Genomic DNA, 25,935 nt, shown 5'->3' on the forward strand with positions numbered 1-25,935 from the left:
GAATAGCCGTGCAAGAACCGAACTGACGCCAGCTTTCCTAACCTGGCTTTACTTGCGCAGGTCGATTACGAGTCGCTTGGGGTTTTCAAGAGTGAACACCCGATACTCGCGTTCTTTATCGCTCGAGATCGCAAGGTGGGTGTCAGACTCAAACGAGCCGTCAAACCAGGCGAGCACGCTGTCGTCTAAACGTTTATCGGCCGGGCCATTGTAGTAGTACTCAGCGGCTCCGGGAACCGCCGGCCAGGTGGCGCCGTGAATCATGACGTCAAGCACGTTTCCCTGCGGGATCGGGAGCGCGTCGCCGCGCCCAACCTCAACGGACTTGTCGGTCCAGCCAACAGTCCAGCCAGGGTCTCCTTGGCCTACGAACTCCACCACAACACGGTAGTAATCCTCGTGCACTCCCACGCGAAAATCGTGAGCCAGCAAAGATGTGCGAGAAGTGCCTTCCGCTTGCTCAGAAGGCCCGGAAATCCACTGTGCCTCCTCGTTGGGGGCTTCAGTTTCTGCTGGAGTGTCTACGTATGGTGTGGGCACGTAAGTTTCAACCTCAGTAGTTGCCGGCCCAGAAGCATCAGGGTCGGTGATGCTTTGTCCGCATCCGCCAAGCGCCAATACCGCTAGCGTCGTGGTAAGTGCGACGCTGACTCGTGCTTTGTGATTCATCTCTATTTCCAATCGCTACGTTTGTCTTATTTTAATCCGTTCAAGAGCCAGCTCATTTGCAAGTAGGCGGACAGGCCGGCGTGGTAAACGAAAATCTGTGCGGGGTTTGGGAATGTTTATCGCGCGACACATTTTTGCTACCCGTTGCTAGTTGATTGAACTTGCGTGTTTTGCAGTAAAGTCAAAGCCATGAGTGATTCTCCACGAAAGACCCGCGTGGCCCTGATTTTCGGAGGGCGTAGCGGTGAACATCAAATTTCTTGTGCAACTGCAGCCAGCGTAATGGCAGCTATCGATCATGCGAGGTACGAGATCTTAGCGATCGGTATCACCCCCGATGGCGAATGGGTGCGGGTACCGGCTAAACCAGAACTCTACGAGATGGTTGACGGGCGAGGCGTGGTGATTGCAGCCGGAGAGTCCTCTGTGACACTGTGGACCGGAAACCCGCGGGTAGTGGAGAAGCCGCGAGCTATTACCGGTGAACGAATCGAGGCTACAGACCTCGGTGACGTTGACGTAGTGTTCCCCCTGCTCCACGGCCCCTACGGTGAAGACGGCACCATTCAAGGGCTAATGGAGATGTCTAACGTTCGCTACGTCGGCTGCGGTGTGGCGGCTTCGGCGGTGTCTAACGACAAGCATCTGACCAAAGCGCTTCTGCTTGGCGACGGCATTTCGGTGGGGCGGTGGACGCTGATCACCGATCGCGAATGGAAGCGAGACCGTTCTCGAGCGCTCGCGCAGGCGGCTAGCGTGGGGCAGGATCTTTATGTGAAGCCCGCTCGTGCCGGCTCCTCTCTGGGGATCACCCATGTTGAAGATCTTGCCATGCTCGAAGACGCTATTGAGCAGGCCCGCAGGGTTGATCCGCGTGTGGTTGTAGAAGCCGCAACGGCGGGCCGCGAGATCGAGTGCGGCGTCCTCGATTTTGGTAGTGAGGGGGCGCGTGCCTCCAGGTGCGGAGAAATTATGGTTGCCTCGCGCGATGGGTTCTACGACTACAAGACGAAATACCAAGCGCACGATGATGTGACACTTTCTACGCCAGCTGATCTACCTGCCGTTGCGGAACAGCAGATTCGAGAAACCGCTGTGCGGGCATTCGAGGTGCTCGGGTGTGAAGGACTTGCCCGAGTGGACTTCTTCTACAACGAAGAATCGGGAAGAATCACGATCAACGAGGTGAACACTTTGCCTGGATTCACCCCGTGGTCCATGTACCCAGCGATGTGGCAGGCCACCGGGATGGATTACCCGGCTCTCGTGTCGCATCTGATTGAACAAGCATTAGCGCGTCCACTGGGGCTACGCTGAAGCTTAGTGACGCCGCCTCTTCTCATTTTCAAATGAGCAAGGCCACTATGCGTAATCTCTCAGGCGCATAGCGAATAGCGTTCCCATCCGTGCAAACAAATCGATCGAATATGGTTAAAGTATCAACTATGAAGCCACGCGTGACATTAGTAACCTCTTCTGAGTTGCCCCATCTTTATCCCGGTGAGGAAGGCCTGCCGGATGAACTGGCGCAACGAGGGTGTGATCCCCAGATTAAGCGTTGGGATGACCCCGATGTTGATTGGCAAGATGCCGGCCTCGTTATCGTTCGCTCTGTATGCGACTACGCGACAAGGCGTGATGAGTTCCTGGCATGGACTAAGGCGGTGCCACGCCTGCTGAACCACCCGGATATTTTGGAGTGGAACTCCGATAAGCACTACTTGAAGATTCTTAACGAACAGTTTGGGTTACCAATCATTCCCACCACGTGGCTTGATGTTGAGAAGAACTTGTCGAAGCATCGCGTGCACTCGCGTTTCCCCGCCCTCCAAGATTTTGTTATCAAACCTGCGGTATCTTCCGGCGCCCGCGACATCGGTCGGTATTGCGCGGTAGAGCCTGCTTCGCGGCGCGCTGCGGTCGGTCACGTGATGAGTCTGTTGGATGAGGGGCGCTCTGTGATGTTGCAGCGCTATCAGGAAGCGATCGATAAGCACGGTGAGATTACGCTGGTGTTCTTCAATGGGCTCCTTTCGCACGCGGTACAAAAGAAACCGATGTTGCACGACGCCTCGATCACGATGGAGTCCAAGCAGGAAACGCTTGTGCAGGCTCGTGAAGCCACACCGGAAGAGTGGCGGTGGGGCGAAACTATTCGCGCTGCCCTCCACGCTTATGTGAAGCAGCGTATGGGACGCGACGAGCAGTTTCTGTTCAACAGAGTAGATATAGTGCCAGACGACGAAGGCTCGTTCATGGTTATGGAAGTTGGGCTGGTAGACGCGCAGCTCTACCTGGACTCCTCGCCAGATGCTCTCGGAAACTTCGCTGACGCGATTTCGGTTCGCGCGCACTGGTAGAGCCGGGCTTTAGCCCCCTGCGGTGTGTTAGAAGCAACGCCATCCGCGTTTTGTTTAGTGCGTCGTTACTGCTACAGTTATCTATCGTTGCGTAAGCAATGATGGTGGCTGTAGTTCAGCTGGTAGAGCACCTGGTTGTGGTCCAGGACGTCGCGGGTTCGAGTCCCGTCAGCCACCCGGATAAAGATCCGACCATGCGGTCGGATCTTTTTATTTCGCTGTGTGGCGAATTACACCGGCTCGCTTTCTCATCAACGCTGGGCGCGGGCTATACTTTCTGGCGAATGGCGATGATTCGGCCGGGTAACCGGATATCACCGATGAGCCTCCGGAAGAACGGCCTAGCCTAGTAGACCCGGACGGGTAAGCCCGTGACAGCAGTTCGAGCGGCCAAAACTTTTTGGCAAGCGAGGTGGTACCGCGCACCAGCCCACCGGGTTGGAGACGTCCTCGAAGATTAAATGAGGACGGAATAAATGAGCAACCACTACCCCCGCCACCGTGATGGCGACGTCGTAGCATCCCCTTCTTTCCCCAGCCTTGAAGAAGAGATTTTGGCTTACTGGAAAGAAAATGACACGTTCAAAAAGTCCATTGAGATCCGTCCTTCAGGTGAGGCCGGTTCAAACGAATTCGTGTTCTACGACGGCCCGCCGTTCGCTAACGGTTTGCCGCACTACGGTCACCTTCTAACCGGTTACGTTAAAGACATTGTGGGCAGGTACCAGACGATGCAGGGCAAGCGCGTAGAACGTCGCTTTGGCTGGGACACGCACGGACTGCCTGCGGAGCTTGAAGCACAACGCGTGCTCGGTATTGAAACGAAGGATGAGATCGAGGGCCCGAACGGCATTGGCGTTCAAGAGTTCAATGATGCGTGCCGCACTTCCGTTTTGCGTTATACGAACGAGTGGGAAGAATACGTAACCCGCCAGGCGCGCTGGGTTGATTTCGAAAACGATTACAAGACTCTTGACATTGATTTCATGGAGTCGGTCATTTGGGCATTCAAGACCCTGTACGACAAGGGCCTTGCTTACGAGGGGCACCGCGTCCTGCCGTACTGCTGGAACGATGAGACGCCGCTTTCTAACCATGAGCTTTCGATGGATGATGACGTCTACCAGATGCGTCAAGACAACACCGTAACGGTTGGCCTGCGTCTAGAGACCGGTGAACTTGCACTTATTTGGACTACAACGCCGTGGACGCTCCCTTCGAACTTGGCAGTCGCTGTTGGCCCGGACGTCGATTACGTGACCGTGCAGCCTGAAGAGGGGCCCCTTGCCGGTGAAAGCGTGATCCTAGCGAAGGATCTTGTCTCTTCTTACGAGCGTGAGCTGGGCGAAGAACCAGCGGTTGTTGCGCAGCTGAAGGGCACAGACCTTGTGGGCCGCGCGTACGCTCCGATTTTCGACTACTTCATCAACGATGAGGATGTTCCGGGCCCCGAGGCGTTCCACATCATTGCCGCTGACTTTGTTACTACGAGCGACGGCACCGGCCTGGTGCACCTGGCGCCGGGCTTTGGTGAAGATGACGCGAACGTGTGTAAGGAAGTTGGGATCAAGACGGTTGTCCCGATTGACGACGGAGCTAAGTTTGTAGCCCCCGTAAAAGACTATGTGGGCATGCATATTTTCGATGCGAACCGACCAATCATCCAGGACTTGAAGGACGGTAGTGGCCCAATGGCGCGCCGACCCGAAGGTGAACGTGCAGTGTTGGTTCGCCAGCAGTCCTACGAGCACTCTTACCCGCACTGCTGGCGTTGCCGTCAGCCGCTCATCTACAAGGCCGTATCGTCTTGGTTTGTTGAAGTGACGAAGATTCGCGACCACATGTTGGCTCGAAACGAGGAGATCAACTGGGTTCCTGAACACGTCAAGGAAGGCCAGTTTGGTAAGTGGCTTGAAGGCGCGCGCGACTGGTCGATCTCGCGTAACCGTTTTTGGGGCGCGCCGATTCCCGTGTGGAAGTCGGATAACCCAGAATATCCGCGCGTGGATGTATACGGTTCGCGCGCCGAACTCGAACGCGATTTTGGGGTGAAGGTCGATAACCTGCACCGCCCTTACATCGACGAGCTGGTGCGTCCAAATCCGGACGACCCAACCGGCAAGTCCATGATGCGCCGCATTTCCGACGTTTTTGACTGCTGGTTCGAGTCCGGTTCAATGTCGTTTGCCCAGGTACACTACCCGTTTGAAAACCAGGAATGGTTCGAAAACCACTACCCGGGAGACTTCATCGTCGAATACATTGGGCAAACGCGTGGCTGGTTCTACACGATGCACGTGATGGCCACAGCGCTGTTTGATAAGCAATCATTCCAAAACGTCGTTGCGCATGGCATTGTGCTGGGCGATGACGGGCGCAAAATGTCGAAGTCGCTACGCAACTACCCGAACGTTAACCACGTGTTTGACACTTACGGCTCGGATGCGATGCGCTGGTTTCTCATGTCATCTTCCGTGGTTCGCGGTGGTAACTTGATTGTTCGCGAAGAGTCGATTCGCGACACGGTTCGCCAGATGCTGTTGCCCCTTTGGAACACTTATTACTTCTTCGCGCTCTACACTGGCGCGGCCAATGGGGGAGAGGGCTACATTGCGAAGCCGATCCCGCAGGATGCAGCCGTCGTAGCTGATCTGCCGGTGATGGATCGCTATTTGCTTGCCCGTACGCGCGACCTCGCGCTCGCAGTAGAAGCTGCGCAGAATGCCTATGACATTCCGGGTGCAACCGCACACGTGCGCGAATACTTGGATCTTTTGTCCAACTGGTACGTGCGCACTTCTCGCCAGCGTTTTTGGGAAGAGGACGAGGCTGCTTTCGATACGATGTACACCGCGCTTGAGGTCATGATGCGCGTTATCGCCCCGCTCCTGCCGCTGATTAGTGAGGAGATTTGGCGCGGCCTCACGGGCGGTGAATCCGTGCACCTGGAGGATTACCCGAAGCTAAGCGATGCGTGGGCTGACGACGAGTTGGTTGCCACGATGGACGAGGTTCGTTCGGTTGTCTCTGCGGCACACAGCTTGCGTAAGGGCGAGAAGCTGCGCGTGCGTCAGCCGTTGCGTGATCTGACCGTCATCTCGGAGCGTGCCGCTGAGCTTTCGAGCTATGCGGATCTGATCGCGTCGGAGATCAACGTTAAGAACGTGACTTTGAAGACGCCGTCTGAGTCCGGTTTGCGCGTTGTCCAGGAACTCAAGTTGAACCCGCGCGAGTTCTCCGGTGAGGTTCGCCGTCACACTTCGAAGCTGTTTGCTGCGCAAAAGCAGGGACAGTGGCAGGTGGATGGTGACGAGGTCGTATTCCCGGGCGTCGTGGTTGATGGCGAGCCGGTTCGTCTGGACGGTGAGGCCGTGTCTGTAAACACGAAGGTTGAGGCAGAAGAAGGCCAGGTTGCAACGGTTCTATCTTCGGGATCCTTCGTAGTTTTGGATACTCAGATTGACGATGAGCTTGAGGGAGAGGGCTTTGTGCGCGACCTAATCCGTCAGGTGCAGGATGAACGCAAGGCGGCCGGACTGCATGTTGCGGATCGCATTAAGCTGACTCTGACCGTACCGGCAGAGCGCGTTAGCGTGGTAGAAAAGCATGCCGAAATGCTGAAGGCTGAGACTTTGACGCTAGACCTCGCGGTTGAAGCCGGCAGTGATATCTCGATTCATGTGGTGAAAATGCAGTGAAAGATTTTGACATCTTCCGCAATTTCGCCGATGCCGAGGAGGGCGATGAACGCACTCCCGAACAGGTTGTAGATGAGGTCATGAACCGCGATGTCTCCACCTCCCTCAAGGAGGTCATGGAGGTCGTGCACATGGGCGCTCCTGACCTGGACGGAGCCGACGGAATTGACGAGGACGGCGAGGATAGCAACCTCGATGAGGAAGCTAACCTCGTTTACCCGACGGCTGATGAGACCGAGGCGGTTTACCACGCGATTGAACGCGAGATTCTGTCACGCATGCCCGAACACAAGGTGCAGCCGAGCATCGAACGCGTCCAGCTGGCAATGAACATCCTCGGCGATCCGCAAAACCTGTATCGAAGCGTGCATCTGACGGGCACAAACGGAAAGACATCCACCGCGCGCATGATCAGTGCGCTTCTGCGCGCGTCGGGCCGTAAAGTAGGACGGTTCACCAGCCCGCACCTAACTACGATGCGGGAGCGCATCAGCGTGAATGACGAGCCAATTTCGCAAGCCCAGTTTGTGGCGGCGTACGAGGACGTTGCTCCCTACATCGCAATGGTGGATGAACACTCGAAACGCAATGATGGCCCCGCGATGTCGTTCTTTGAAGTGCTGACCGTGATGATGTTGGCTGCGTTCGCGGATGTACCGGTTGACGCTGCCGTGGTTGAGGTTGGCATGGGCGGCAAGTGGGACGCGACGAACGTGATCGACGCGGACGTTGCTGTCATCACGCCGATTGCGCATGACCACGAAAAGTGGCTCGGCTCCACGCTTACCGAAATCGCAACCGAGAAGGCAGGCATTATCAAACCCGGCTCTTTCGTCATTTCGGCAAAGCAAGAACCGGAAGCCCTCGAGGTTCTGCGTGATCGGGCAAACGAGGTCGGGGCTGTGTTCCGCGTTGTGGGTGCGGACCTGCACCTGGTTTCTTCGAAGCTCGGCGTGGGTGGGCAGGTGGTGTCCATCCAGACGCCAGCCGCCCTCTACACCGATATTTTCATCCCGCTTTTTGGTAAGCACCAGGGGGAAAACGCGGTGCTGGCGCTCGCGGCATTCGAAGCGTTCAACGGTGGCCGTGAAGTTGAGGCAAGCATTGTTGAAGAGGGCTTCAAGATGGCCACATCACCGGGACGCCTTGAGGTTGTGCGTACTTCTCCTTCGATCGTGGTTGATGCGGCACACAACCCGCATGGTGCGCGTGCCTTGGCGCAGGCGCTCACAGAGTCGTTCGACTACACGAATCTCGCGGCGGTTTATTCCGCAATGGCAGATAAGAATGTCGAGGCCACCCTGGCTGAACTTGAGCCCGTGGTGGGCGACATTGTAATCACCTCCATGGATACGCCACGGGCAATGGATATTGAGGAAATTGCACAGATTGCACGGGACGTGTTTGGCGAGGACCGCGTGTTTGTGGAGCCATCTTTGCTTGATGCGGTAGACCGAGCGGTTGAACGCGTCGAGCTGAATCCTGATCCGGCAGGATCTAACGGCGTGGTTGTCACAGGCTCCGTGGTGCTCGCGGGAGCCGCCAGAGAACTGATCAAGCACTAAACTCCAACCAAAAGCGACCTGCACTCCAAATCTGTGGTGCAGGTCGCTTTTTGTGTGTAAGAATTGTAAGGATGCAAAGCCATGCGATATGCCTGGAGGAAGAATGAAAAAGCTTGTAAACGACGTGCATGAAGTGGTTCGCGAGTCCCTGGAAGGCTTCCAGCTGGCGCACCCCGACCTCATTGATGTGCACTTCGACCCGGACTACATTTTGCGCGCACAGCCGAAAGCAGAAGGAAAAGTAGCTCTCATCTCCGGCGGGGGATCGGGACACGAACCGCTCCACGGCGGCTTTGTTGGTCACGGAATGTTGGATGCAGCTGTGTCCGGCGCTGTGTTCACCTCGCCAACTCCGGACCCGATCGAGGCCGCCACGCGCGCGGTGGATCGCGGTGCGGGCGTGCTTTACATCGTGAAGAACTACACGGGCGACGTCCTAAACTTCGAGACCGCCGCTGAACTGTGCGAAATGGATGACATTGAAGTTCGCACCGTGATTGTTAATGACGATGTGGCGGTGGAAGATTCGCTGTACACGGCGGGTAGGCGCGGCGTGGCGGGCACTATGCTGGTTGAGAAGATCGCCGGCGGGGCAGCTGAACGCGGTGACAACCTTGATGAAGTGACTCGGATCGCCAACGAAGTGAACGACAACATGCGCTCCATGGGACTGGCCCTTGGTCCCTGCACGGTTCCACACGCGGGCAAGCCTTCTTTCGACCTGGGTGATACCGAGGTGGAGATGGGCATCGGTATTCACGGCGAGCCCGGATACCGCCGCACTGAAATGAAGCCCGCAGACGAGCTCACCGCAGAGCTGTACGAGAAGGTGCGTGCGGACCTGCCGTTTGCGCAAGGAGATCGAGTAATCGTCCTCGTAAATGGGATGGGTGCAACGCCAATCTCGGAGCTATACATTGTGAACCGCAAGGTGCATGAGCTTCTTAAAGCTGATGGCATCATTGCTGAACGCACGCTGGTTGGAGACTACGTGACAAGCCTAGACATGCCTGGCGCTTCGCTTACCCTTCTGCGCGTAAATGATGAAATGCTAGAGCTGTTTGACGCGCCCGCTCTTACAGCGGGGTACCGAGAGGGGATGTAAGCAAGTGAGCTTGGACGTGAACTGGGCTTTGGCCTGGATCCAAAAAAGCGCTGCGGCGATATCGCAGGCACGCCTGGAGCTGATTGACCTGGACCGCCAGATCGGCGACGGTGACCATGGTGAAAACATGGATCGAGGCTTCAGCGCGGTTAAGAAAGCACTTGCTACCGCAGACGTCGAAGACATTCAGTCGGTGTTGAAGTTGGTTGCAAAAACGCTGATGTCTACCGTTGGAGGTGCCGCCGGACCGCTGTATGGAACCGCATTCCTGCGTGCAGCCAAGGCGGCAACTGGCGAGAAGGACCTGGACGCTAACGCTGTTGCCAACCTAATCGAAGCGGCGCTACTCGGTATCCAGACGCGAGGCAAGGCCCAAGAGGGTGAAAAGACCATGGTTGATGCTTGGGCGCCGGCGGCGAAGGTCGCGCGTGAGGTAGCGACCTCGGGCGGAGACGGGGCGCAGGCTTTGCGGGCAGCGGCCCAGGCCGCGCGGGCCGGAGCAGAAGCTACGAAGCCGTTGCAGGCAACGAAGGGCCGCGCATCCTATCTGGGGGAGCGCTCCATCGGGCATCTCGATCCGGGAGCCGTGTCTTCCGCTATCATTCTTGAACAGGCAGTGGCGGCGATCGATGTCTAGGGTCAGTCTCGTAATCGTTTCGCACTCGGATAAGCTCGCGCAGGGCGTTGCCGAAGTTGCGGCACAAATGGCGCCAGACGTCGTGATCAGAGCGGCAGGTGGCCTCCAGGATGGAAACATCGGCACCTCCTTCGACAAGGTGGACGCGGCAGTGCAAGAACTTGTTGCACAAGGCCCCGTAGTTTTGCTCACCGACCTCGGTTCGGCAACGCTCACGGTTGAGTCTGTGCTCGACTTCCTTGACGAGGCGCCTGCGTACTTTGCGGACGGCCCCCTCGTTGAAGGAGCGGTTGCGGGTGCGGTTGCCGCCCAGCAGGGCGCCGACGCTGAGGGCGTTGTTGCCGCTGTTCTAAGCGCTGCCAAAACGTGGAGCAGTGTCACTGAACCGGAGCGCGAACTCTTGGGAGATGATGTGTGCGAGGCCGAGGTTGTAATCGCGGACCCCGACGGCCTCCACGCCCGCCCAGCAGCCCTCGTAGCGCGCTTTGTCAGTGACTACGATGCGGAGATTACGATCGACGAGGCAGACGCTGAGTCAGTGATGTCGCTCATGGCACTGGGAGTCAAACAGGGACAGACCGTAACCGTGCGTGCCAGCGGCGCTGAAGCTCAGAAGGCGGTCCACGACCTCGTCCAAAAACTAAAATCTATGCCGGAATAAAACACCGACAAGAAGCTGAGGAATTGGGACAATAACCCGATTTCTCTTTATGTCAAAATAAGTTGTCATAGAATCGAATCTGACACGGAAGTTAATGGAAAGGAAGGCAAATGCCTAGTCCGGAACAGCTCGATGCGAACAAAGAGCACACCCTTGTCCTCGTGAAGCCGGATGGTTTCAAGCGTGGCCTCACCGGCGAAGTGATTCGTCGCATTGAAGCCAAGGGATACCAGCTGAAAGGTCTGAAGATCAAGCACGCTTCCGAAGAGCTCTTGCAAGACCACTACTTCGAGCACAAGGAAAAGCACTTCTTTAAAGACCTGCTCGAGTACATGCAGTCCGACCTCGTTGTCGCGATGGTAGTTGAAGGTGACCGCGTTATTGAAGGCATGCGTAACCTCATGGGCAACACCAACCCGACGCTCGCGGCGCCTGGCACTATCCGCGGTGACCTCGGTCGAGATTGGGGTACCGGCAACGTGGAGAACATTGTTCACGGTTCGGACTCGCCGGCCTCCGCAGACCGCGAAATCGCACTATGGTTCCCCGAACTTGTTTGGAAAGAATAACGTTTTCGCTACCTTTTCGCCTAAACTTTGAGGCGTGCATCTAAAAACCCTTACCATTCGTGGATTCAAGTCGTTTGCATCAACAACGACGATGAATCTAGAGCCCGGCATCACCTGTGTGGTCGGGCCTAATGGTTCTGGTAAGTCAAACGTTGTAGATGCGCTCGCCTGGGTTATGGGTGAGCAGGGAGCTAAAAACCTTCGCGGCGGTCAGATGGCGGATGTCATCTTCGCTGGAACTTCTGAGCGCGCCCCGTTGGGGCGCGCTCAGGTGTCTCTAACTATTGATAACACCGATGGCGCCCTCCCGATCGACTACTCGGAAGTAACCATTTCGCGAACTCTGTTTCGCGGCGGCGGATCCGAGTATTCAATCAACGGCACGCCGGTGCGCCTGCTAGACATTCAAGAGCTCCTATCCGACACCGGCATGGGCCGGCAGATGCACGTGATCGTAGGGCAAGGCCAGCTTGATGCGATTTTGGGAGCGGGCCCCGAGGAACGGCGCGGATTCATTGAAGAAGCTGCGGGCGTGCTCAAACACCGCAAGCGCAAAGAGCGGGCGCTACGCAAACTAGAGTCGATGGAGGCCAACCTCACTCGCGTGCGGGACCTCACTAATGAGATTCACCGCCAGCTACGGCCTCTGGCGAAACAGGCCGAGACCGCCCGCCGAGCCGGTGTGATCCAGGCAGAGGTGCGCGACGCACAGGCACGCCTATTGGCCGACGACCTCGCTAGTTTGAAAGAGCGCTTGGACGCTGGGCGCGCCAGTGAAGAAGCAACTAATGCGCGCAGGAAGGCGCTGAACGAGCAGCTTGATGCCGCTAAAGTACGCCTGCACGAGGCGGAGCAGCTTGCGCGCCTCGGCACTCCGCGCACTCAGGAACTCACGCGCCTATGGCAAGAGCTTTCTACCACCCACGCCTCGCTAATGACCCTTTCGTCGATCTCGAATGAACGCGCGCGCGGCGTGGCACAGCCGTTACCCGCGCCAAACCTAGACCTTGTCGATCTTGATGAGAAATCGGTCAAGGCGAATGAAGAGGACGCGGAGCTTCTTGAACAGGTGCAGGCGTCTGGGCAGATGCTTGCAGACGTAATCAAAGCCAGAGAAGAGGCTGAAGCCGCAGCGCGCAAAGCGCTTGAGGAAGTACGCCACCTTGAGGCTGAGCAATCGAACCGGCGCGAGCATATTGCGCGACTGATTGGCGATGTGAATGCGGCAAAGCAGGCGCTCACCTCAAGCGTTGCCGAAGTTGAACGGATGAAGAATGCGGTTGCGGAGGCTGCAGAGCGTACGAAGCTCGCGAGCGCCGAGATGGAGGGTTTGCAGGAGGTTCAAGCTGACGATCACATAGCGAATGCCCACGAGCGTGCGGTGCGAGCTCGAGATGAGGCGCGTGACCTGGTTGATCGGTTGCTATCGCAGGAGCGGGAAGCGCAGTCCGAGCGCGCCACCTGGATGGCGCGGCGGGACACGCTGGCGCAGTCCCTACAGCCGGCTGACGAGACGGCCGAGCTGTTGGACACCGAGCACCCCGAGGTCCTCGGATCCCTGGCCAGCTTCATATCCACCAGTGCAGGTTGGGAAAATGCGATTACGGCGCTCCTGGACCCATTCGCAGATGCGGCGGTGATCACCGACCTGGGGCTTTCTGTGCAGTTTGTAGACTCGGGTGGACGCCGCCGCATGGTTAGTGCGCCGAGACAGGACGTGGAACCCGCAACTATCGAGGGCTGGACCAGGGCGGTTGATGTCGTTGCGGGTGAGCGCGTGCAGGGGCTTATTGATGCGCTATTGGCCGGAGCTGTCGTCTGTGAGGATGAGAGTGAGGCCATCCGTGCCCTTGAAAATCCTCTGGTAACAAAGGTTGCCACTCGAACGGGTAACGTTTTCACCCCGGTTTCGGTGCTTACTTCCGGATCTGATCACGCATCGGTTCTGGCCCGCCATGCAGATTATGAGGATGCGCGCCGGCGCGCCGACGTCGCTAGCGAGCATCTGGAGGCCGTGTCGCAAAAGTTGAAGGAGGCGCGCGAGCGTTACGATGCCTCGCTCAAGGTTGCGAACGAACAGTTGCAGGCACTGCGCAAGGCAGACTCGGAGCGAGCAAAAGCCATGGAAGTGCGGGCACGCGCAAGTTCCAGGTTGCGAGCCGCTCAGGGAGAGCAAGAACGCCTTACCGTCACCTTGCAAAAAATTGAGGAAGGTGTGGAACGAGCTCGGCTTCGCCTTGCGGAGGCCGAAGCTAAGCAGGCTAGTGCGGAGGCTCTCCCGCAGGTGGCGGACCCCGCGCAGGCCCGCGAAACTGCGGAACAGCTTGAAGAAGTAGCGCGTGAAGCGCGCGCTAAAGAAACCGCGACCCGCCTCGACATTCGTACGCTTGAAGAAACTGCGCGTCGCGTGCGAGATCGCGCTCGTTCCCTCCGGCAGCAAGTAGCGAAGGCCCGCTCTGACCTCGCCGAATATGAACGACGTGAAGCCGCCCGCAAACGTGAACATCAGCGCCTGAGCGAGGTGTGCGCCCGCATCCAGGCGCCTATCCGCGTTGCTGAGGCCGCGTTAGAAGAGGCCAGCCAGCAGCTTCGCGTAGCGGAAAGTGAACGCACCGAAGCATCCGAGGCTGCGGCAAGCGCCCGCCGCGAAGTAGACGAGATTCGCGCCAGCCTGCTAGAAATCACAGACGCCGCGCACCGCGATGAAATCGCACTACAGGAAGTTGCCCTCCGTTTTGAACATACGGTTTTGCGGGCGCGAGACGAGCTTGCGCTTGAGGCCGATCAACTTATCGACGAGTTTGGCCCTCACAACCTCGTGGTAGCGGAAGAACCTTACCCGTATGTGCGCGCGGAACAGGAGAAACGCCTGCGCAGCGCGAAACGCGAGCTAGACCGGCTAGGCAAGATCAACCCGCTTGCTCTTGAAGAGCATGAGGCGCTGTCCAAACGGCACCAGTTCCTCGTTGACCAGCTGCGTGATCTCACAGAGTCTAAGAACGATCTGCTGGGCATCGTTGACGAAGTAGACCAGCGAGTTGAAGAGGTATTCACGCAGGCCTTCCTCGATACACAAGAAGCATTCACTCACGTGTTCGCAACCCTTTTCCCGGGAGGATCGGGCAAACTCGTCCTCACGGACCCACAGAACATGCTCGAGACCGGAGTTGAGATCGAAGCGCGCCCGGCGGGAAAGAAGATCACGCGTCTATCTCTACTATCCGGTGGGGAACGTTCACTTGCGGCGCTTGCCCTCCTCGTCGCTATTTTCAAGGCGCGCCCCTCACCGTTCTACGTTCTTGATGAAGTTGAGGCTGCCCTCGACGACGTGAACCTGTCGCGTCTAATCACGATCTTCAAGGAACTGCAGCAAGATTCGCAGCTGATTATCATCACCCACCAAAAGCGGACGATGAAAATCGCAGACGCCCTGTACGGCGTGACGATGCGTGCAGGTGTGACGCAAGTGGTTTCATCAAAACTTGCCGATACCAAGCAGGCGAAAGCCGAGTCTAACCAGTAGTCGAACCGCATTTGCGTAGCGGTAGTGCGTTGGTCACAACTGGGTAATAATCCGTGTTTTGAATTGAGTATTGGCAAGGATCTGGCACGCTAGAAGAGTGCTACAACCGGCCTTCTTTATTTTCATCACGCTGACCGTGATTCTTGCGCTTGCGGTGGGCGTGCTTGTGGTACTTCTGGTTACTCGCAGGTCGGTTTCAGATTGGCAGATTCACCTCGAGAAAACGAAGAGTGAGTGGAAACAGGCTGACATGGAAGGTTCAAAGCCTGATCCGGTTACGCCGCGCGTGTCCTCGCTAGAGACGGTGATTAGGAAAGAGGGGCGCGAGGGGTCGGCGTATTTGCGGGCGGAGGAGCTTCCACGGCTCGAACAGCGGCCCGGTATCTCTGACGACTAGGTCACTTTTGTTTGCCTGCCACGGTGTTTTGTGGCGCTTATTATTGGTCAAGTGCGCGTCGGTGCGTAATCATTAATGTATGGACGCATTTCTAGATTTTCTCGGATCCAACATGTATTTGGTGTGGATCCTCGTTGGACTCCTAGTTGTTGGTGGCGCTGTAATGGTTTCACGTTCGCGAAATAAGGAACTACCGCCAGCGCCGCAAAAGCCGCAGATCGAGTCGGCACCAGAGGCTGAAGCGGAGCAGCCCGAAGGGGAAAACGAACCTGAACCCGATGCCCTAGCCGGACCGCAGTCCGCGGGTGAACCCGAACCCGTCGAAAGTGAGACCGAGGCCGTAGCTTCCACTTTGGAGCAAGCACCTGCCCCCGAGAAAGAACTCGACCAGCCTGAGTCTGCCCCCAGCCGTATGCACCGTCTGCGCTCGCGTCTTGCCGGTTCGGGCCGTATAGGTTCGGCCGTCCTCGGCATTCTTTCACGCCAGGATCTGTCCGAGGAAGACTGGGAGGAGCTGGAGGACACGCTCCTCATGGCTGATCTTGGGCTGGACACCACGGATCAAATCATGCAGGGCCTGCGGCAAAAGGTAAAGGTTGAAGACACTTCCGATCCGGAGCGCGTGCGCTCGCTCTTGCGCGATGAGCTTCTGGCAGCAGTGGATCCGAGCATGGACCGCTCCCTAAATTTAGCGCCCGCGCAGACCGAGACCGGCATGCACCCGGCAGTGGTGCTCGTGGTGGGTGTGAACGGCACGGGCAAGACGACCACCGTGGGCAAGCTTGCCCGTCTGCTTGTTGCAGAGGATAAGAGCGTGCTCCTCGGCGCAGCCGATACATTCCGCGCGGCCGCTGCGGAACAGCTCACCACGTGGGGCGAGCGCGTGGGCGTAAAAACGGTTCGCTCTGAACTTGAAGGCGCAGATCCCTCCTCGGTCGCATTCGATGCAATCAAAACTGGACGTGAGGATGCGGTGGACGTTGTCCTAGTCGATACTGCGGGGCGTTTGCAGAATAAATCCACGCTGATGGACGAGCTTGGCAAGGTCAAGCGCGTTATGGAAAAGCAAGGCCCAATCGCTGAAACACTGCTCGTTCTAGACGCTACAACCGGGCAAAACGGTTTGCGTCAGGCAGAAATTTTCGCGCAGGTAGTTGACGTGAGCGGCGTGGTTCTTACCAAGCTGGATGGGTCGGCTAAGGGTGGAATTGTGGTGTCGGTACAAAAGGCGCTCGGCGTGCCGGTCAAGCTTGTGGGCTTGGGCGAAGGCGCGGACGACCTGGCCCCATTTAGCCCCGGAGACTTCGTGGATGCAATCGTTGGCTAAGCTCCTCATCGGTTAAGGTAGGATGCAGTAACTTTTCGAAAACAGGATCAACAACGTGTTTCAAAACCTTTCTGATCGTCTAACAGATTCCTTCCGCAAATTGCGCGGCAAAGGCGTGATCACCGATGCGGATATCGACGCAACCGCGTCCGAAATCCGTCGCGCCTTGCTTGACGCGGACGTCGCCCTACCCGTTGTTCGCGACTTCACGAAGAAGGTTCGCGAGGAAGCCCGTGGCATCACCGTAACTAAGGGACTGAATCCGGGCCAGCAGGTTGTGCGGGTCGTGCACGACCAGCTTGTGGAGGTGTTGGGTGGTGAAACACGTGAGCTTCACTTCGCTCAGCGTGGTCCCACCGTGTTCATGCTCGCTGGTTTGCAGGGTGCCGGTAAAACCACGCTAGCCGGCAAGCTCGGCCACTGGATGAAGGAGGAGGGCAAGCGCGTCCTCCTCGTGGCTTCGGACTTGCAACGTCCAAACGCTGTTACCCAGCTTGAAGTTATTGGTCAGCGTGCCGGTGTTGAAGTGTGGGCTCCCGAGCCGGGCAACGGCGTGGGAGATCCGGTGCAGGTTGCTCGTTCGGGGCTCAACTATGCGATAGAAAATGGCTTCGACCTTGTAATTGTTGATACGGCGGGTCGCCTGGGTGTTGACGAAGAGATGATGCAGCAGGCGCGCGATATTCGTGACGCTGTGAACCCGCATGAGATCCTGTTTGTTCTGGATGCCATGGTCGGTCAGGATGCAGTGCAAACTTCGGTTGCGTTCCGCGACGGTGTTGGCTTTACGGGCGTGGTCCTATCCAAACTTGATGGTGACGCGCGTGGCGGTGCAGCGCTGTCGGTGCGTGGCGTTACCGGTCAGCCGATTCTGTTTGCGTCCACCGGTGAAGGGTTGGAGGACTTCGAGCGTTTCCACCCTGATCGTATGGCCGGTCGCATCCTCGATATGGGTGACATTCTCACCCTTATCGAGCAGGCAGAGAAAAAGATCGATCAGCGTGAGGCTGAAGATGTTGCTGCGAAGGCGATGTCGGGTGAGCTGACGCTTGATGACTTCTTGAGCCAGCTCCAGCAGGTGCGCAAACTAGGCTCGATGAAGAAGCTCCTTGGCATGATGCCGGGAGCGGGGCAGATGCGCGAGCAACTGGAAAACTTTGATGAGCGGGAAGTTTCGCGCATCGAAGCTATCGTGAGGTCAATGACGCCTGCCGAGCGTAACAACGTCAAGGTGCTTGATGGTTCTCGCAGACGCCGCATTGCAGCTGGTTCGGGTACGACGGTTGCGGAAGTAAATGCGTTGGTGAAACGGTTTGAGGCCGCGCGCGAGATGATGAAGCGCATGGGTTCAGGTGGCGCAATGCCCGGTATGGGTGGTTTCCCAGGTATGGGGAATCTGCCGGGGGCGGGCAAACGGGCCGGTGCGCGTCAGCCGAAGAAGGCTAAGAAGCGCTCGAAGTCCGGTGTGTCGGGTAATCCCGCGAAGCGTCGCCAGCAGGAGCTAAAAGCGATGCTTCCAAAGGAGCAACGTCAGGGTTCCGCATTTGGCGTGCAGCAAGAGGCGCCTCGTCCCACAATGGATTATCTGCCGGATGACGTTAAGCGCATGCTGGGCGGATTTAGCGGCTAATGAGGTTTTCTGGCCACGTACTTTGGCAAAGCTCCCCGAAGCCCGGGGAGCTTTCCCTTACGCCTAGTGAAGCCAAGCTCCATGCCGCGTCCGGGGCGGGTTCATTGACTGCGCCTCACGAGTGGGTTTACGGCACTTTTGAGGTGCGAGATGGCAGGATTTACCGCCTTCAATACGGGGCGGAGCGGCCAGGCGTAGCGAATGATTTTGATGATGTGTGGGTGACGCCTGGTCTCGTGGATGTCCACTGTCACATTGGTATAGGCCCGCAGGGGCAGACGGCAGGCGCATCAATGCTTGCCCAGGCTCATGCCAACCGTGACGCCGGCGTTCTCCTGGTACGAGATTGCGGTGTGATTGGTGATAACTCGTGGATTAGTGGACGGCATGACACTCTGACGATTTTGCGGGCGGGCAGGCATATTGCTAAGCACAAGCGTTACATCCGCGGCTATGCGATAGAGACTTCGGATGCGCAATTACCAGCCGTGATGCAGGAGCAGGCGCGGGCAGGCACGGGTTGGGTGAAGGTTGTTGCGGACTGGATCGACCGCACCAACGGGGTGGACTCCGATTTAGATCCGTTGTGGGATACGCAGGCGTTGAAAGAAGGCGTTATTGCTGCTCACGAGGTCGGGGCGCGGGTGACGGTTCATTCGTTTAGTGAAAAGGCAATAGATGGCCTACTTGAGGCCAGGGTGGACTGTATTGAGCACGGCACTGGAATGAGGGTGGAGCATGCGCAGGAGGCCGCCCAGATGGGAATCGCGATCACACCCACGCTGATGCAGGTGGCTTTGTTCCCACAGTTCGCGCAGGCAGGGCAAGGCAAATATCCCGTGTATGCCCAAACCATGTCGGATTTGTGGGCGCGCCACGAGGCCACTCTTGCTAGCTTCGTGGACGCCGAGGTACAGCTACTTCCCGGCACAGATGCTGGTGGATATCAGAAGCACGGACAAGTGGCGCGAGAGGTCGCCATGTGGCGCTCTATGGGCCTTACTCCGTCACAGATTATTGATCTGGCAACTTGGAAGGCTCGCGCGTATCTCGGAGTGCCTGGCTTACACGAAGGCGCTGAGGCCGACCTCGTAATGTTTGATGCTGACCCACGGGAAGACATTGAGGTCTTGCAACGCCCGAAACAGGTGCTGTATAGGGGCGTAGAGCGAGTTTATGGCCGCTAGTGCCGGGCTTGTACGCGGTCCAATAGGCTCGCAAGCATCTCAGATTTCAAGCCCGCGGAAGTAGCGGCAATGGCCGGCTGAGTGCATGCTTCGTTATTTCCGAGGTCACGCTGATCCACGTGCCCACCACTGACTCGCACCAGGTGTACGCCTGCTGCAATGTCCCAAAGTTTGATTCGCGTAGCGAAGACGGCTCCTGCCCGTCCGGCGGCAACTTGCGCGAGGTCAAGTGCGCACGCTCCGGGGCGTCGCAGGGCGCGGAAAGTGGATAGCAGTTCATTAAGCCCATCCGTTGCTAGGTCAGGGTATTGTTTTGCTTCGGCAACGGTAGGGAAGTAAGTCAAAAGCAGTGCTTCACTCTCGGACGTGATGGTCTTGCTACCTGGAATGTTGCCTGACTTGAGGGCGTAGAAGTCCTCTCCACGTTCTATCCAACCTTCGGTTTCGTTGGCCCAAAACACCTCGCTGGTATAGGGAACCGTGATCGCGGCAGCTACGGTCTTGCCGTCGAGTGTGGCCGCGATGGAGGTGCCAAAATAGGGGAATCCGGCGGCGAAGTTCGCGGTGCCGTCAATTGGATCAATAATCCATTTCACGCGCGAGGCCAGTGATCTGGCATCCACGTGAAAATCGGGCGTTACAACGGAAATCTCGGCGGGGAAATTGGTGGGCGCGCCGCCGGGCAGGATTTCTTCGCCGTGCTCTTCACCTAGTTTTAGCGAGCCGGGAATGAAGCTTCCTAGCAGGGCGCTGATAGCGGTTTCTGCGGCCTTGTCGTATGGCGTGACCGGATCGTGAAAGTCTGCTTTGGTTTCGGTGGTGGCAGCATCGAGTTTCATACGTGAGGCCAGCAGGTATGGGCCTACGGCGGTTGCAGCGGCCCGGCACATGAGTGCGAGTTCGTGGGTTAGGTCTTCTCGCTCCAGGCTTCGCGTGGTTTTCGGGTCGAGGCCAACTAGCCTTGGTGGATTGTCCAGAGGGAACTGTTCAGTGCTCATGATGTCCTTTCGCTTACTTCCATGCTCTCACTATTTAGGCAAGACTTCTGCGGGTGCTACGTTGTGAACGAGCGTATGCGCGCATACCGTGACCAATTGCACGACAAATGCGGCGGTGAAAAGCCCGCCGCGCTTCCCTTTTCAGTTCAATTTCTGGCACAATGGAGCGTTGTACTCGAAGTCTGCGGATCCCTCTCTCCCGCAGTTCTTCGCGTCCAGGATTCTTGCCACTGTTTGTGTAACCCCCGATAGCGGTTTGAGTCCACCCCAATAAATCAAGGAGTGACCGCTAAAGTGGCAGTTCGTATTCGACTAAAGCGCATGGGCAAGGTCCACGCACCGTTCTACCGTGTAGTTGTCGTTGACCAGCGCAAAAAGCGCGATGGTCGCGTGATTGAAGAGATCGGTACCTACGATCCGACGCGCAACCCGTCGCACATTTCGATTAAGGGCGAGCGCGCTCAGTACTGGCTCGGTGTCGGCGCTCAGCCGTCCAATCAGGTTCGCAACCTGCTCCGTCTGACCGGCGACCTCGCTGCACACAAGGGTGTTAAGAACCCGGTTTCGCGCGTGAAGTATGCTTCTGCGGATGAAGAATCGGCCGCGAAGGCTATTAAGGCTGCGGAAGAGGAAGCTATCAAGCGTAAGGCTGCTATTGCCGAGGCTAAGCAGAAGGCAGAGGCTGAGGCCGCTGCTGCTAAGAAGGCTGAGGAAGAAGCCGCAGCCGAGGCTGCTGCAACAGAAGCTGCAGACGCTACGGAAGAGGCCACGGCAGAAGCCGAGACCGCTGCTGAGGCAGAGGAAGCCTAATGCTAGCCGATGCCCTGGAACATCTTGTCAGTGGGATTGTTAATAATCCCGATGATGTCGAGGTGAGCTCGAGGTCTATGCGACGCGGACAGCTTTTGGAAGTTCGCGTTAATCCGGATGACCTGGGTCGCGTCATTGGTAGGAATGGGCGGACGGCTCGCGCGCTTCGCGCGGTCATGTCGGCTCTATCTACTAAAGGCCCGGTTCGGGTTGATGTCATAGATACTGATCGGGATTAGTTATTTCGATTTTGGGGCGGTGTGGCGCTTGTCCACACCGCCCCAAGTCATATTTTGACCTGAGGCGGTGGGTATTGATGGAGCTTTTGGTTGCGGTTGTGGGGCCGGCGCACGCTCTTAAGGGCGAGGTCGCGTTGGATTTGCGGACGGATTCTCCGCAGGAGCGGTTTTTCGAGGGCGCGCAATTTGATGCGGCCTCGCACGGGGTACTAACAGTGGAGTCGATTCGCGTTCATAAGGGCCGGATGCTGGTCAAGTTTGAAGAGATCCATGACAGGACGGACGCGGAGGAGCTTCGCGGTGCTCATTTGATGGTTAACGTCGATGAGTCCCAAGATGAGGATGACGCCTGGTATCCGCATGAGTTGATGGGGTTGAAGGTGCGCACGATTGCAGGAGAGCCTCGCGGTATGGTTGCTCGCTTTGTTCCGGGCGCCGCGCAGGATCTGCTGGTGGTGGATTACGACGGCCGCGAGGTTTTGGTGCCATTTGTGAGGCAGATTGTGCCTGAGGTGCTACTTGATGAGGGCACGATTGTGGTTGATCCGCCGGGCGGCCTCTTTGACGATGAGGGGTGAGCTCCGTGCGGTTTGATTTGGTTTCGATTTTTCCGCAGTTCTTTGATGCGCTTGATCTGTCCCTGATGGGCAAGGCGAAGGACTCGGGTGCAGTGCGGATTGCCTCGCATGATTTGCGAGATTGGACGCAAGATCGCCATCGCACGGTTGATGATTCGCCGTATGGTGGCGGTGCGGGCATGGTGATGCGCCCAGATATTTGGGGGAAAGCCCTAGATGATATCCTCCAGCTTCCAGCGCAGGATGTAGCTGGCGCCTCGCCGGCACGCGGCGCGCTTGGCAGGACGGGTAGTGATTATAACTCGCGCGCTACTCGCCGAGTGTTGGCGGTTCCTACTCCCTCGGGGAAACCTCTTTCGCAACGGGACGTGGAGAGCTTGTGTAACGCTGACCAGATCGTGGTTGCTTGCGGGCGGTATGAGGGCATTGACCAGCGTGTTATTGACTATTACGCAGACATGGCAGGCGTTGAGGTATTTGAGTACTCCATTGGCGATTATGTGCTAAACGGTGGCGAGGTGGCGGCGATCGTGCTTGTGGAGGCCGTTGCGCGCCTGCTCGATGGGTTCATGGGTAATCCCGCATCTTTGGAAGAAGAGTCGTTCGCAGGTAACGTTCTTGAATATCCTGCTTATACGAGACCAGCGCAGTGGCGCGGACTCGAAGTGCCGGGCGTGCTGCTGGGCGGCAACCACGCGCAAATCGAGTCGTGGAGGAGGGAGAAGTCTCTCGCCAAGACAGCGCGGGTGCGGCCCGACCTCATCGACCAAACAAATCCGCAAACTCTTTCACTGGAAGACCGGGAGGTTTTGGCACGTTTCGGGTGGATCGCGCCGCGTGACGGTTCAGCTTGGCAACGGGTGACGATCCGCCTCGCCGCATTCGCGGACGTGGCGGAGATCGCCCACGTTGCGGCCGTCACGTTCCCGGACGCGTGCCCGGCATATGTCACCGAGGAAGCTCAGGCTGAGCACATCGCTAACAACTTGTCGAGCGAGGTTGTAGCTTCGTGGCTACAAGAGCCGAATCATCGCGTTTTGGTGGCTGTGATTGACGAGCGGATCGAGGCGTACACCCTGGTCATCATGTATGAGGATGGCGATTATCCCAGTGACGTTCCAGCCGATGAGGTCGCTGCGGCCCCCACCTACATTTCGAAGTTGTATACGACGTCGAAGTGGCGGGGATCGGGGCTTGCAGGGGGGATCTTCGAGGCCGCGATTGAGGATGCGAAGCCGTTTGCAAAGGGCACCCAGTTGGTGCTCGGCACAGCTCGAGAGAATAAGCGGGCGCGGAGCTTCTACCGCAGGCACGGGTTTGTGACCACAGGTAAGCGCGTGTTTATGGTTGGAGATATTCGAAACGTTGACGTGGTCATGACCCGGCCTGTCTAGGCAAGTCTGTTAGGTCCCCGGGTCTTGGAGGCGGGGCGGCTGCAATCTTCTTCGCCGCCTCGCATGATTCAACGGGCCGTGAGGTTGGTAACTTACCGGCGGATGCGAGCAGATGCAGTATCGACTGTATCCTCGTTATATGGCACAATGGGGCGGTTGGAAAATGGCGGTGAAACCTGCCGCAGGGGGACACCGAGGCCAGATTCCACAAATGTAGTCGGCGGCTAGGCCGCTAAATGATCAGGTCTGACCTGCGGCAGTTTTGATCGGGAGATTAACATGCAGAAGCTAGATTTCGTTGACGAGCCTTCGCTACGCACCGATATTCCGGATTTCAAGGCCGGGGACACCGTCAAGGTGAACGTGAAGGTTACGGAAGGTAACCGTACTCGTATCCAGGTTTTCCAGGGTATTGTAATCGCTCGTCAGGGTGAGGGCATTCGTGAGACCTTCACCGTTCGCAAGATTTCGTTTGGTGTTGGCGTAGAGCGTACGTTCCCGCTACATGCTCCAACCGTTGAGTCCATTGAGGTTGTGACTGTTGGTCGCGTTCGTCGCGCCAAGCTGTACTACCTGCGTGACCGTCACGGCAAGGCAGCTAAGGTTCGCGAGAAGCGCGCTAACTAATATAGTGCTTGCACATGCCCCGGCAAATGCCGGGGCATGACTGTTATGAGCCCTATGTGCGCGTGGGCGTTTGATGTAGGCACCCCAGGCTGGGTAGTTTTAAGCTAGAGCATTGGACGTGGTCTGAGAATTAGGAGATTTATGCAGGACTTCGAAGCTGCGGTCGTTGAACGTGAGCGACGTTCTCCTAAATTAGGGGCTGCCTATCAGCCTCGTCATGCGCACCCGGATTCGAAAAGACAGGGTGAATCGCGCAGAAAAACTACTGCGTGGGGCCGTGTTCGCGAAGTTTTGTTAATCCTAGTTTTCGCGTTGATATTGTCCTCGTTTTTGCGGGCATTTTTGGTGCAGGCGTTTTGGATCCCCTCTAGTTCGATGGAAGACACTTTGCAGATTGGCGATAACGTCCTCGTGTCTAGGCTTACGCCGGGGCCGTTCACGCTCGAGCGCGGCGACGTGGTGGTTTTTCGAGATGCTAATGGGTGGCTCCAGCCCGTTGCTGAGCGTGGAGGAGTGGCCGGTGCGATTGATAAGGCTTTGGTATATACGGGTTTGCGGCCAGCCTCGGGCGATCAACATTTGGTGAAGCGCGTGATCGGCGTGGGAGGTGACACGGTTGAGTGCTGTGATGATGGTGGTCGCCTGCGGGTGAATGGCCAGTCTATTTCGGAGCCGTATTTGAAGGCGGGGTCGGATAACTCGGTGCAGCCATTCAGTGTGACCGTTCCGACGGGGCACCTTTGGGTGATGGGCGACAATCGTAATCACTCTGCAGATTCGCGCGCGCATATGACTATTCCGGATCTCGCTTTTGTTGATGTGAATGATGTTGTGGGAAAGGCTATTTGGGTTAGCTGGCCTTTTGCACATTGGTCGGATCCCACGGACAATTCACCTTTTCAGAGCGTGCGGTGAGTGACGTTGAAGGTTGCAACCACGAGCGTTGAACGGAACCTCGCTCGGTTTGGCACGGTTGTTGGCATGGACGAGGTCGGTCGCGGTGCGCTCGCCGGTCCGGTGGCGGTGGGCGCCGCGGTTTCTCCTGGCGTGGAGCCGGATGCCGCTCTGGCGGATTCGAAGTTTTTGTCTCCGGCGGCCCGGGAGAGGTTGGTTTCGCAGGCTGCAAGGTGGGCGTGGCCTACTGCTGTGGGGATGGCGTCGGCTGCCGAGGTTGATGAGCTAGGTATGACGGCGGCTTTGCGCACGGCAGGGCTTCGCGCTCTGGGGGCGTTGACGTCTGCTGGGGTGAGGCCGGATGTGGTCTTGCTGGATGGGTCGTATGATTGGCTGACTCCCCAGGAGGATTTGTTTGGCGCCTCTAGGGGACGGGACGCGTTTGTTGCTGTTGGACAGCCGAGGGTGCAGACCTTGGTGAAGGCTGACTCGCTGTGTTCGGTGGTGGCGGCGGCCTCGATTGTGGCAAAGGTAGTGCGTGACCATCTGATGGTGTCTTTACCGGATCCTGGGTATGGTTGGGCGTCAAATAAGGGGTATGCGTCGGTGGCACATCGTGAGGCGCTGGCCAGGATCGGCGTGAGCGCTTATCATCGGCAGTCGTGGCGGCTTTTACAGGATTAGTTCTGACAGGAAGGGGCTTGGGGGATGAATCCTGAGATTGAGAATTACGAGAACAATTTGGAGCTTGATCTGTTCCGCGAGTATCGCGACGTGATCAGCTTGTTCAAGTACGTAGTGGAGTCGGAGCGGCGTTTTTACTTGTGCAATCAGGTTGATTTGCAGGTGCATCCGGTTGGCAGTGATGTTTTTTTCGAGTTGCGCCTTGAGGATGCCTGGGTTTGGGATATTTACCGTTCGTCACGGTTTGTGAAGTCGGTGCGCGTTTTGACGTTTAAGGACGTGAATATTGAGGAGCTAGCTAAGTCGGAGCTAGAGCTTCCATAATCTGCACGGACGGCGTGCTTGCCCTTTCCGGGCACGCCGTTTTGATGTCTTCGTGTAGC

23 protein-coding genes and 1 tRNA gene are annotated in these 25,935 nt (G+C 57.4%); 22 read left to right on the plus strand and 2 right to left on the minus strand.

Going from position 1 to position 25,935, the window contains the following annotated elements; translation table 11 throughout:
• Positions 1 to 48: 48 nt before the first annotated feature.
• Complete coding sequence (locus HMPREF9238_RS08710) at positions 49 to 669, minus strand: AMIN-like domain-containing (lipo)protein (protein ID WP_016444972.1); 621 nt, start codon at positions 667 to 669, stop codon at positions 49 to 51.
• A gap of 189 nt (positions 670 to 858) precedes the next feature.
• Here HMPREF9238_RS08710 and HMPREF9238_RS08100 point away from each other — a divergent pair, with 189 nt between their 5' ends.
• The 14 genes from HMPREF9238_RS08100 (at position 859) to HMPREF9238_RS08165 (ending at position 19,328) form a co-directional block, all read left to right on the plus strand.
• On the plus strand, positions 859 to 1,986 hold the full coding sequence (locus tag HMPREF9238_RS08100) for a D-alanine--D-alanine ligase family protein (RefSeq protein ID WP_040316894.1): 1,128 nt from the start codon (positions 859 to 861) through the stop codon (positions 1,984 to 1,986).
• A 128-nt stretch (positions 1,987 to 2,114) separates the two neighbouring features.
• The gene (locus tag HMPREF9238_RS08105; protein WP_198009511.1) at positions 2,115 to 3,029 is read left to right on the plus strand and encodes an ATP-grasp domain-containing protein; all 915 of its coding nucleotides are present in this window, start codon (positions 2,115 to 2,117) and stop codon (positions 3,027 to 3,029) included.
• A gap of 104 nt (positions 3,030 to 3,133) precedes the next feature.
• A tRNA-His gene (locus HMPREF9238_RS08110) sits at positions 3,134 to 3,206 on the plus strand.
• A gap of 299 nt (positions 3,207 to 3,505) precedes the next feature.
• Positions 3,506 to 6,727, plus strand: a complete 3,222-nt coding sequence (ileS, locus tag HMPREF9238_RS08115; RefSeq protein ID WP_016444975.1) for an isoleucine--tRNA ligase — start codon at positions 3,506 to 3,508, stop codon at positions 6,725 to 6,727.
• Positions 6,724 to 8,292: a bifunctional folylpolyglutamate synthase/dihydrofolate synthase gene (locus tag HMPREF9238_RS08120; protein WP_016444976.1), complete on the plus strand. Its 1,569-nt coding sequence runs from the start codon at positions 6,724 to 6,726 to the stop codon at positions 8,290 to 8,292. The genes ileS and HMPREF9238_RS08120 overlap by 4 nt, the downstream gene beginning before the upstream one ends.
• A 103-nt stretch (positions 8,293 to 8,395) precedes the next feature.
• Complete coding sequence (dhaK, locus tag HMPREF9238_RS08125; RefSeq protein ID WP_016444977.1) at positions 8,396 to 9,397, plus strand: dihydroxyacetone kinase subunit DhaK; 1,002 nt, start codon at positions 8,396 to 8,398, stop codon at positions 9,395 to 9,397.
• Between the two features lie 4 nt (positions 9,398 to 9,401).
• The gene (gene dhaL, locus HMPREF9238_RS08130; protein ID WP_016444978.1) at positions 9,402 to 10,034 is read left to right on the plus strand and encodes a dihydroxyacetone kinase subunit DhaL; all 633 of its coding nucleotides are present in this window, start codon (positions 9,402 to 9,404) and stop codon (positions 10,032 to 10,034) included.
• On the plus strand, positions 10,027 to 10,695 hold the full coding sequence (gene dhaM, locus HMPREF9238_RS08135; RefSeq protein ID WP_016444979.1) for a dihydroxyacetone kinase phosphoryl donor subunit DhaM: 669 nt from the start codon (positions 10,027 to 10,029) through the stop codon (positions 10,693 to 10,695). The genes dhaL and dhaM overlap by 8 nt, the downstream gene beginning before the upstream one ends.
• A gap of 110 nt (positions 10,696 to 10,805) precedes the next feature.
• Positions 10,806 to 11,264 (plus strand): nucleoside-diphosphate kinase, encoded by a 459-nt coding sequence (gene ndk, locus HMPREF9238_RS08140; RefSeq protein ID WP_016444980.1) that lies wholly within the window; start codon positions 10,806 to 10,808, stop codon positions 11,262 to 11,264.
• 34 nt (positions 11,265 to 11,298) lie between these two features.
• The gene (smc, locus tag HMPREF9238_RS08145) at positions 11,299 to 14,787 is read left to right on the plus strand and encodes a chromosome segregation protein SMC (protein ID WP_040316895.1); all 3,489 of its coding nucleotides are present in this window, start codon (positions 11,299 to 11,301) and stop codon (positions 14,785 to 14,787) included.
• Positions 14,788 to 14,884: 97 nt separating this feature from the next.
• The gene (locus HMPREF9238_RS08150; protein WP_016444982.1) at positions 14,885 to 15,184 is read left to right on the plus strand and encodes a hypothetical protein; all 300 of its coding nucleotides are present in this window, start codon (positions 14,885 to 14,887) and stop codon (positions 15,182 to 15,184) included.
• A gap of 79 nt (positions 15,185 to 15,263) precedes the next feature.
• The gene (gene ftsY, locus HMPREF9238_RS08155; protein WP_040316896.1) at positions 15,264 to 16,511 is read left to right on the plus strand and encodes a signal recognition particle-docking protein FtsY; all 1,248 of its coding nucleotides are present in this window, start codon (positions 15,264 to 15,266) and stop codon (positions 16,509 to 16,511) included.
• 55 nt (positions 16,512 to 16,566) lie between these two features.
• Positions 16,567 to 18,141, plus strand: a complete 1,575-nt coding sequence (ffh, locus tag HMPREF9238_RS08160) for a signal recognition particle protein (RefSeq protein WP_016444984.1) — start codon at positions 16,567 to 16,569, stop codon at positions 18,139 to 18,141.
• Positions 18,141 to 19,328, plus strand: a complete 1,188-nt coding sequence (locus tag HMPREF9238_RS08165) for an amidohydrolase family protein (protein ID WP_016444985.1) — start codon at positions 18,141 to 18,143, stop codon at positions 19,326 to 19,328. Before ffh ends, HMPREF9238_RS08165 begins: the two co-directional genes overlap by 1 nt.
• Here HMPREF9238_RS08165 and HMPREF9238_RS08170 read toward each other — a convergent pair.
• Positions 19,325 to 20,326, minus strand: a complete 1,002-nt coding sequence (locus HMPREF9238_RS08170; protein WP_016444986.1) for an inositol monophosphatase family protein — start codon at positions 20,324 to 20,326, stop codon at positions 19,325 to 19,327. The genes HMPREF9238_RS08165 and HMPREF9238_RS08170 overlap by 4 nt on opposite strands.
• A gap of 294 nt (positions 20,327 to 20,620) precedes the next feature.
• Between HMPREF9238_RS08170 and rpsP the strand changes: the two genes are divergently transcribed.
• From rpsP to HMPREF9238_RS08210, 8 genes are all read left to right on the plus strand, one after another.
• Positions 20,621 to 21,136, plus strand: a complete 516-nt coding sequence (gene rpsP / locus HMPREF9238_RS08175; protein WP_016444987.1) for a 30S ribosomal protein S16 — start codon at positions 20,621 to 20,623, stop codon at positions 21,134 to 21,136.
• A complete protein-coding gene (locus HMPREF9238_RS08180) occupies positions 21,136 to 21,375 on the plus strand; it encodes an RNA-binding protein (RefSeq protein ID WP_016444988.1) in 240 nt (79 codons plus the stop codon). Before rpsP ends, HMPREF9238_RS08180 begins: the two co-directional genes overlap by 1 nt.
• 77 nt (positions 21,376 to 21,452) lie before the next feature.
• Positions 21,453 to 21,953 carry a ribosome maturation factor RimM gene (gene rimM / locus HMPREF9238_RS08185; protein ID WP_016444989.1) on the plus strand — a complete coding sequence of 167 codons (501 nt, stop codon included), beginning with the start codon at positions 21,453 to 21,455 and terminating at the stop codon, positions 21,951 to 21,953.
• A gap of 5 nt (positions 21,954 to 21,958) precedes the next feature.
• Positions 21,959 to 23,347, plus strand: coding sequence for a tRNA (guanosine(37)-N1)-methyltransferase TrmD (trmD, locus tag HMPREF9238_RS08190; RefSeq protein ID WP_016444990.1), 1,389 nt, complete (start codon positions 21,959 to 21,961; stop codon positions 23,345 to 23,347).
• A gap of 279 nt (positions 23,348 to 23,626) precedes the next feature.
• A complete protein-coding gene (gene rplS, locus HMPREF9238_RS08195; protein WP_016444991.1) occupies positions 23,627 to 23,974 on the plus strand; it encodes a 50S ribosomal protein L19 in 348 nt (115 codons plus the stop codon).
• A 141-nt stretch (positions 23,975 to 24,115) separates the two neighbouring features.
• Positions 24,116 to 24,889, plus strand: a complete 774-nt coding sequence (lepB, locus tag HMPREF9238_RS08200; RefSeq protein ID WP_016444992.1) for a signal peptidase I — start codon at positions 24,116 to 24,118, stop codon at positions 24,887 to 24,889.
• Positions 24,890 to 24,895: 6 nt separating this feature from the next.
• Positions 24,896 to 25,552, plus strand: a complete 657-nt coding sequence (rnhB, locus tag HMPREF9238_RS08205) for a ribonuclease HII (RefSeq protein WP_156824479.1) — start codon at positions 24,896 to 24,898, stop codon at positions 25,550 to 25,552.
• A gap of 24 nt (positions 25,553 to 25,576) precedes the next feature.
• On the plus strand, positions 25,577 to 25,876 hold the full coding sequence (locus HMPREF9238_RS08210) for a DUF2469 domain-containing protein (protein WP_016444994.1): 300 nt from the start codon (positions 25,577 to 25,579) through the stop codon (positions 25,874 to 25,876).
• The last annotated feature ends 59 nt before the right edge of the window (positions 25,877 to 25,935 follow it).

Origin of the sequence: Gleimia europaea ACS-120-V-Col10b (genome assembly GCF_000411155.1) — a bacterium.
Taxonomy (GTDB): Bacteria; Actinomycetota; Actinomycetes; order Actinomycetales; family Actinomycetaceae; genus Gleimia; species Gleimia europaea_B.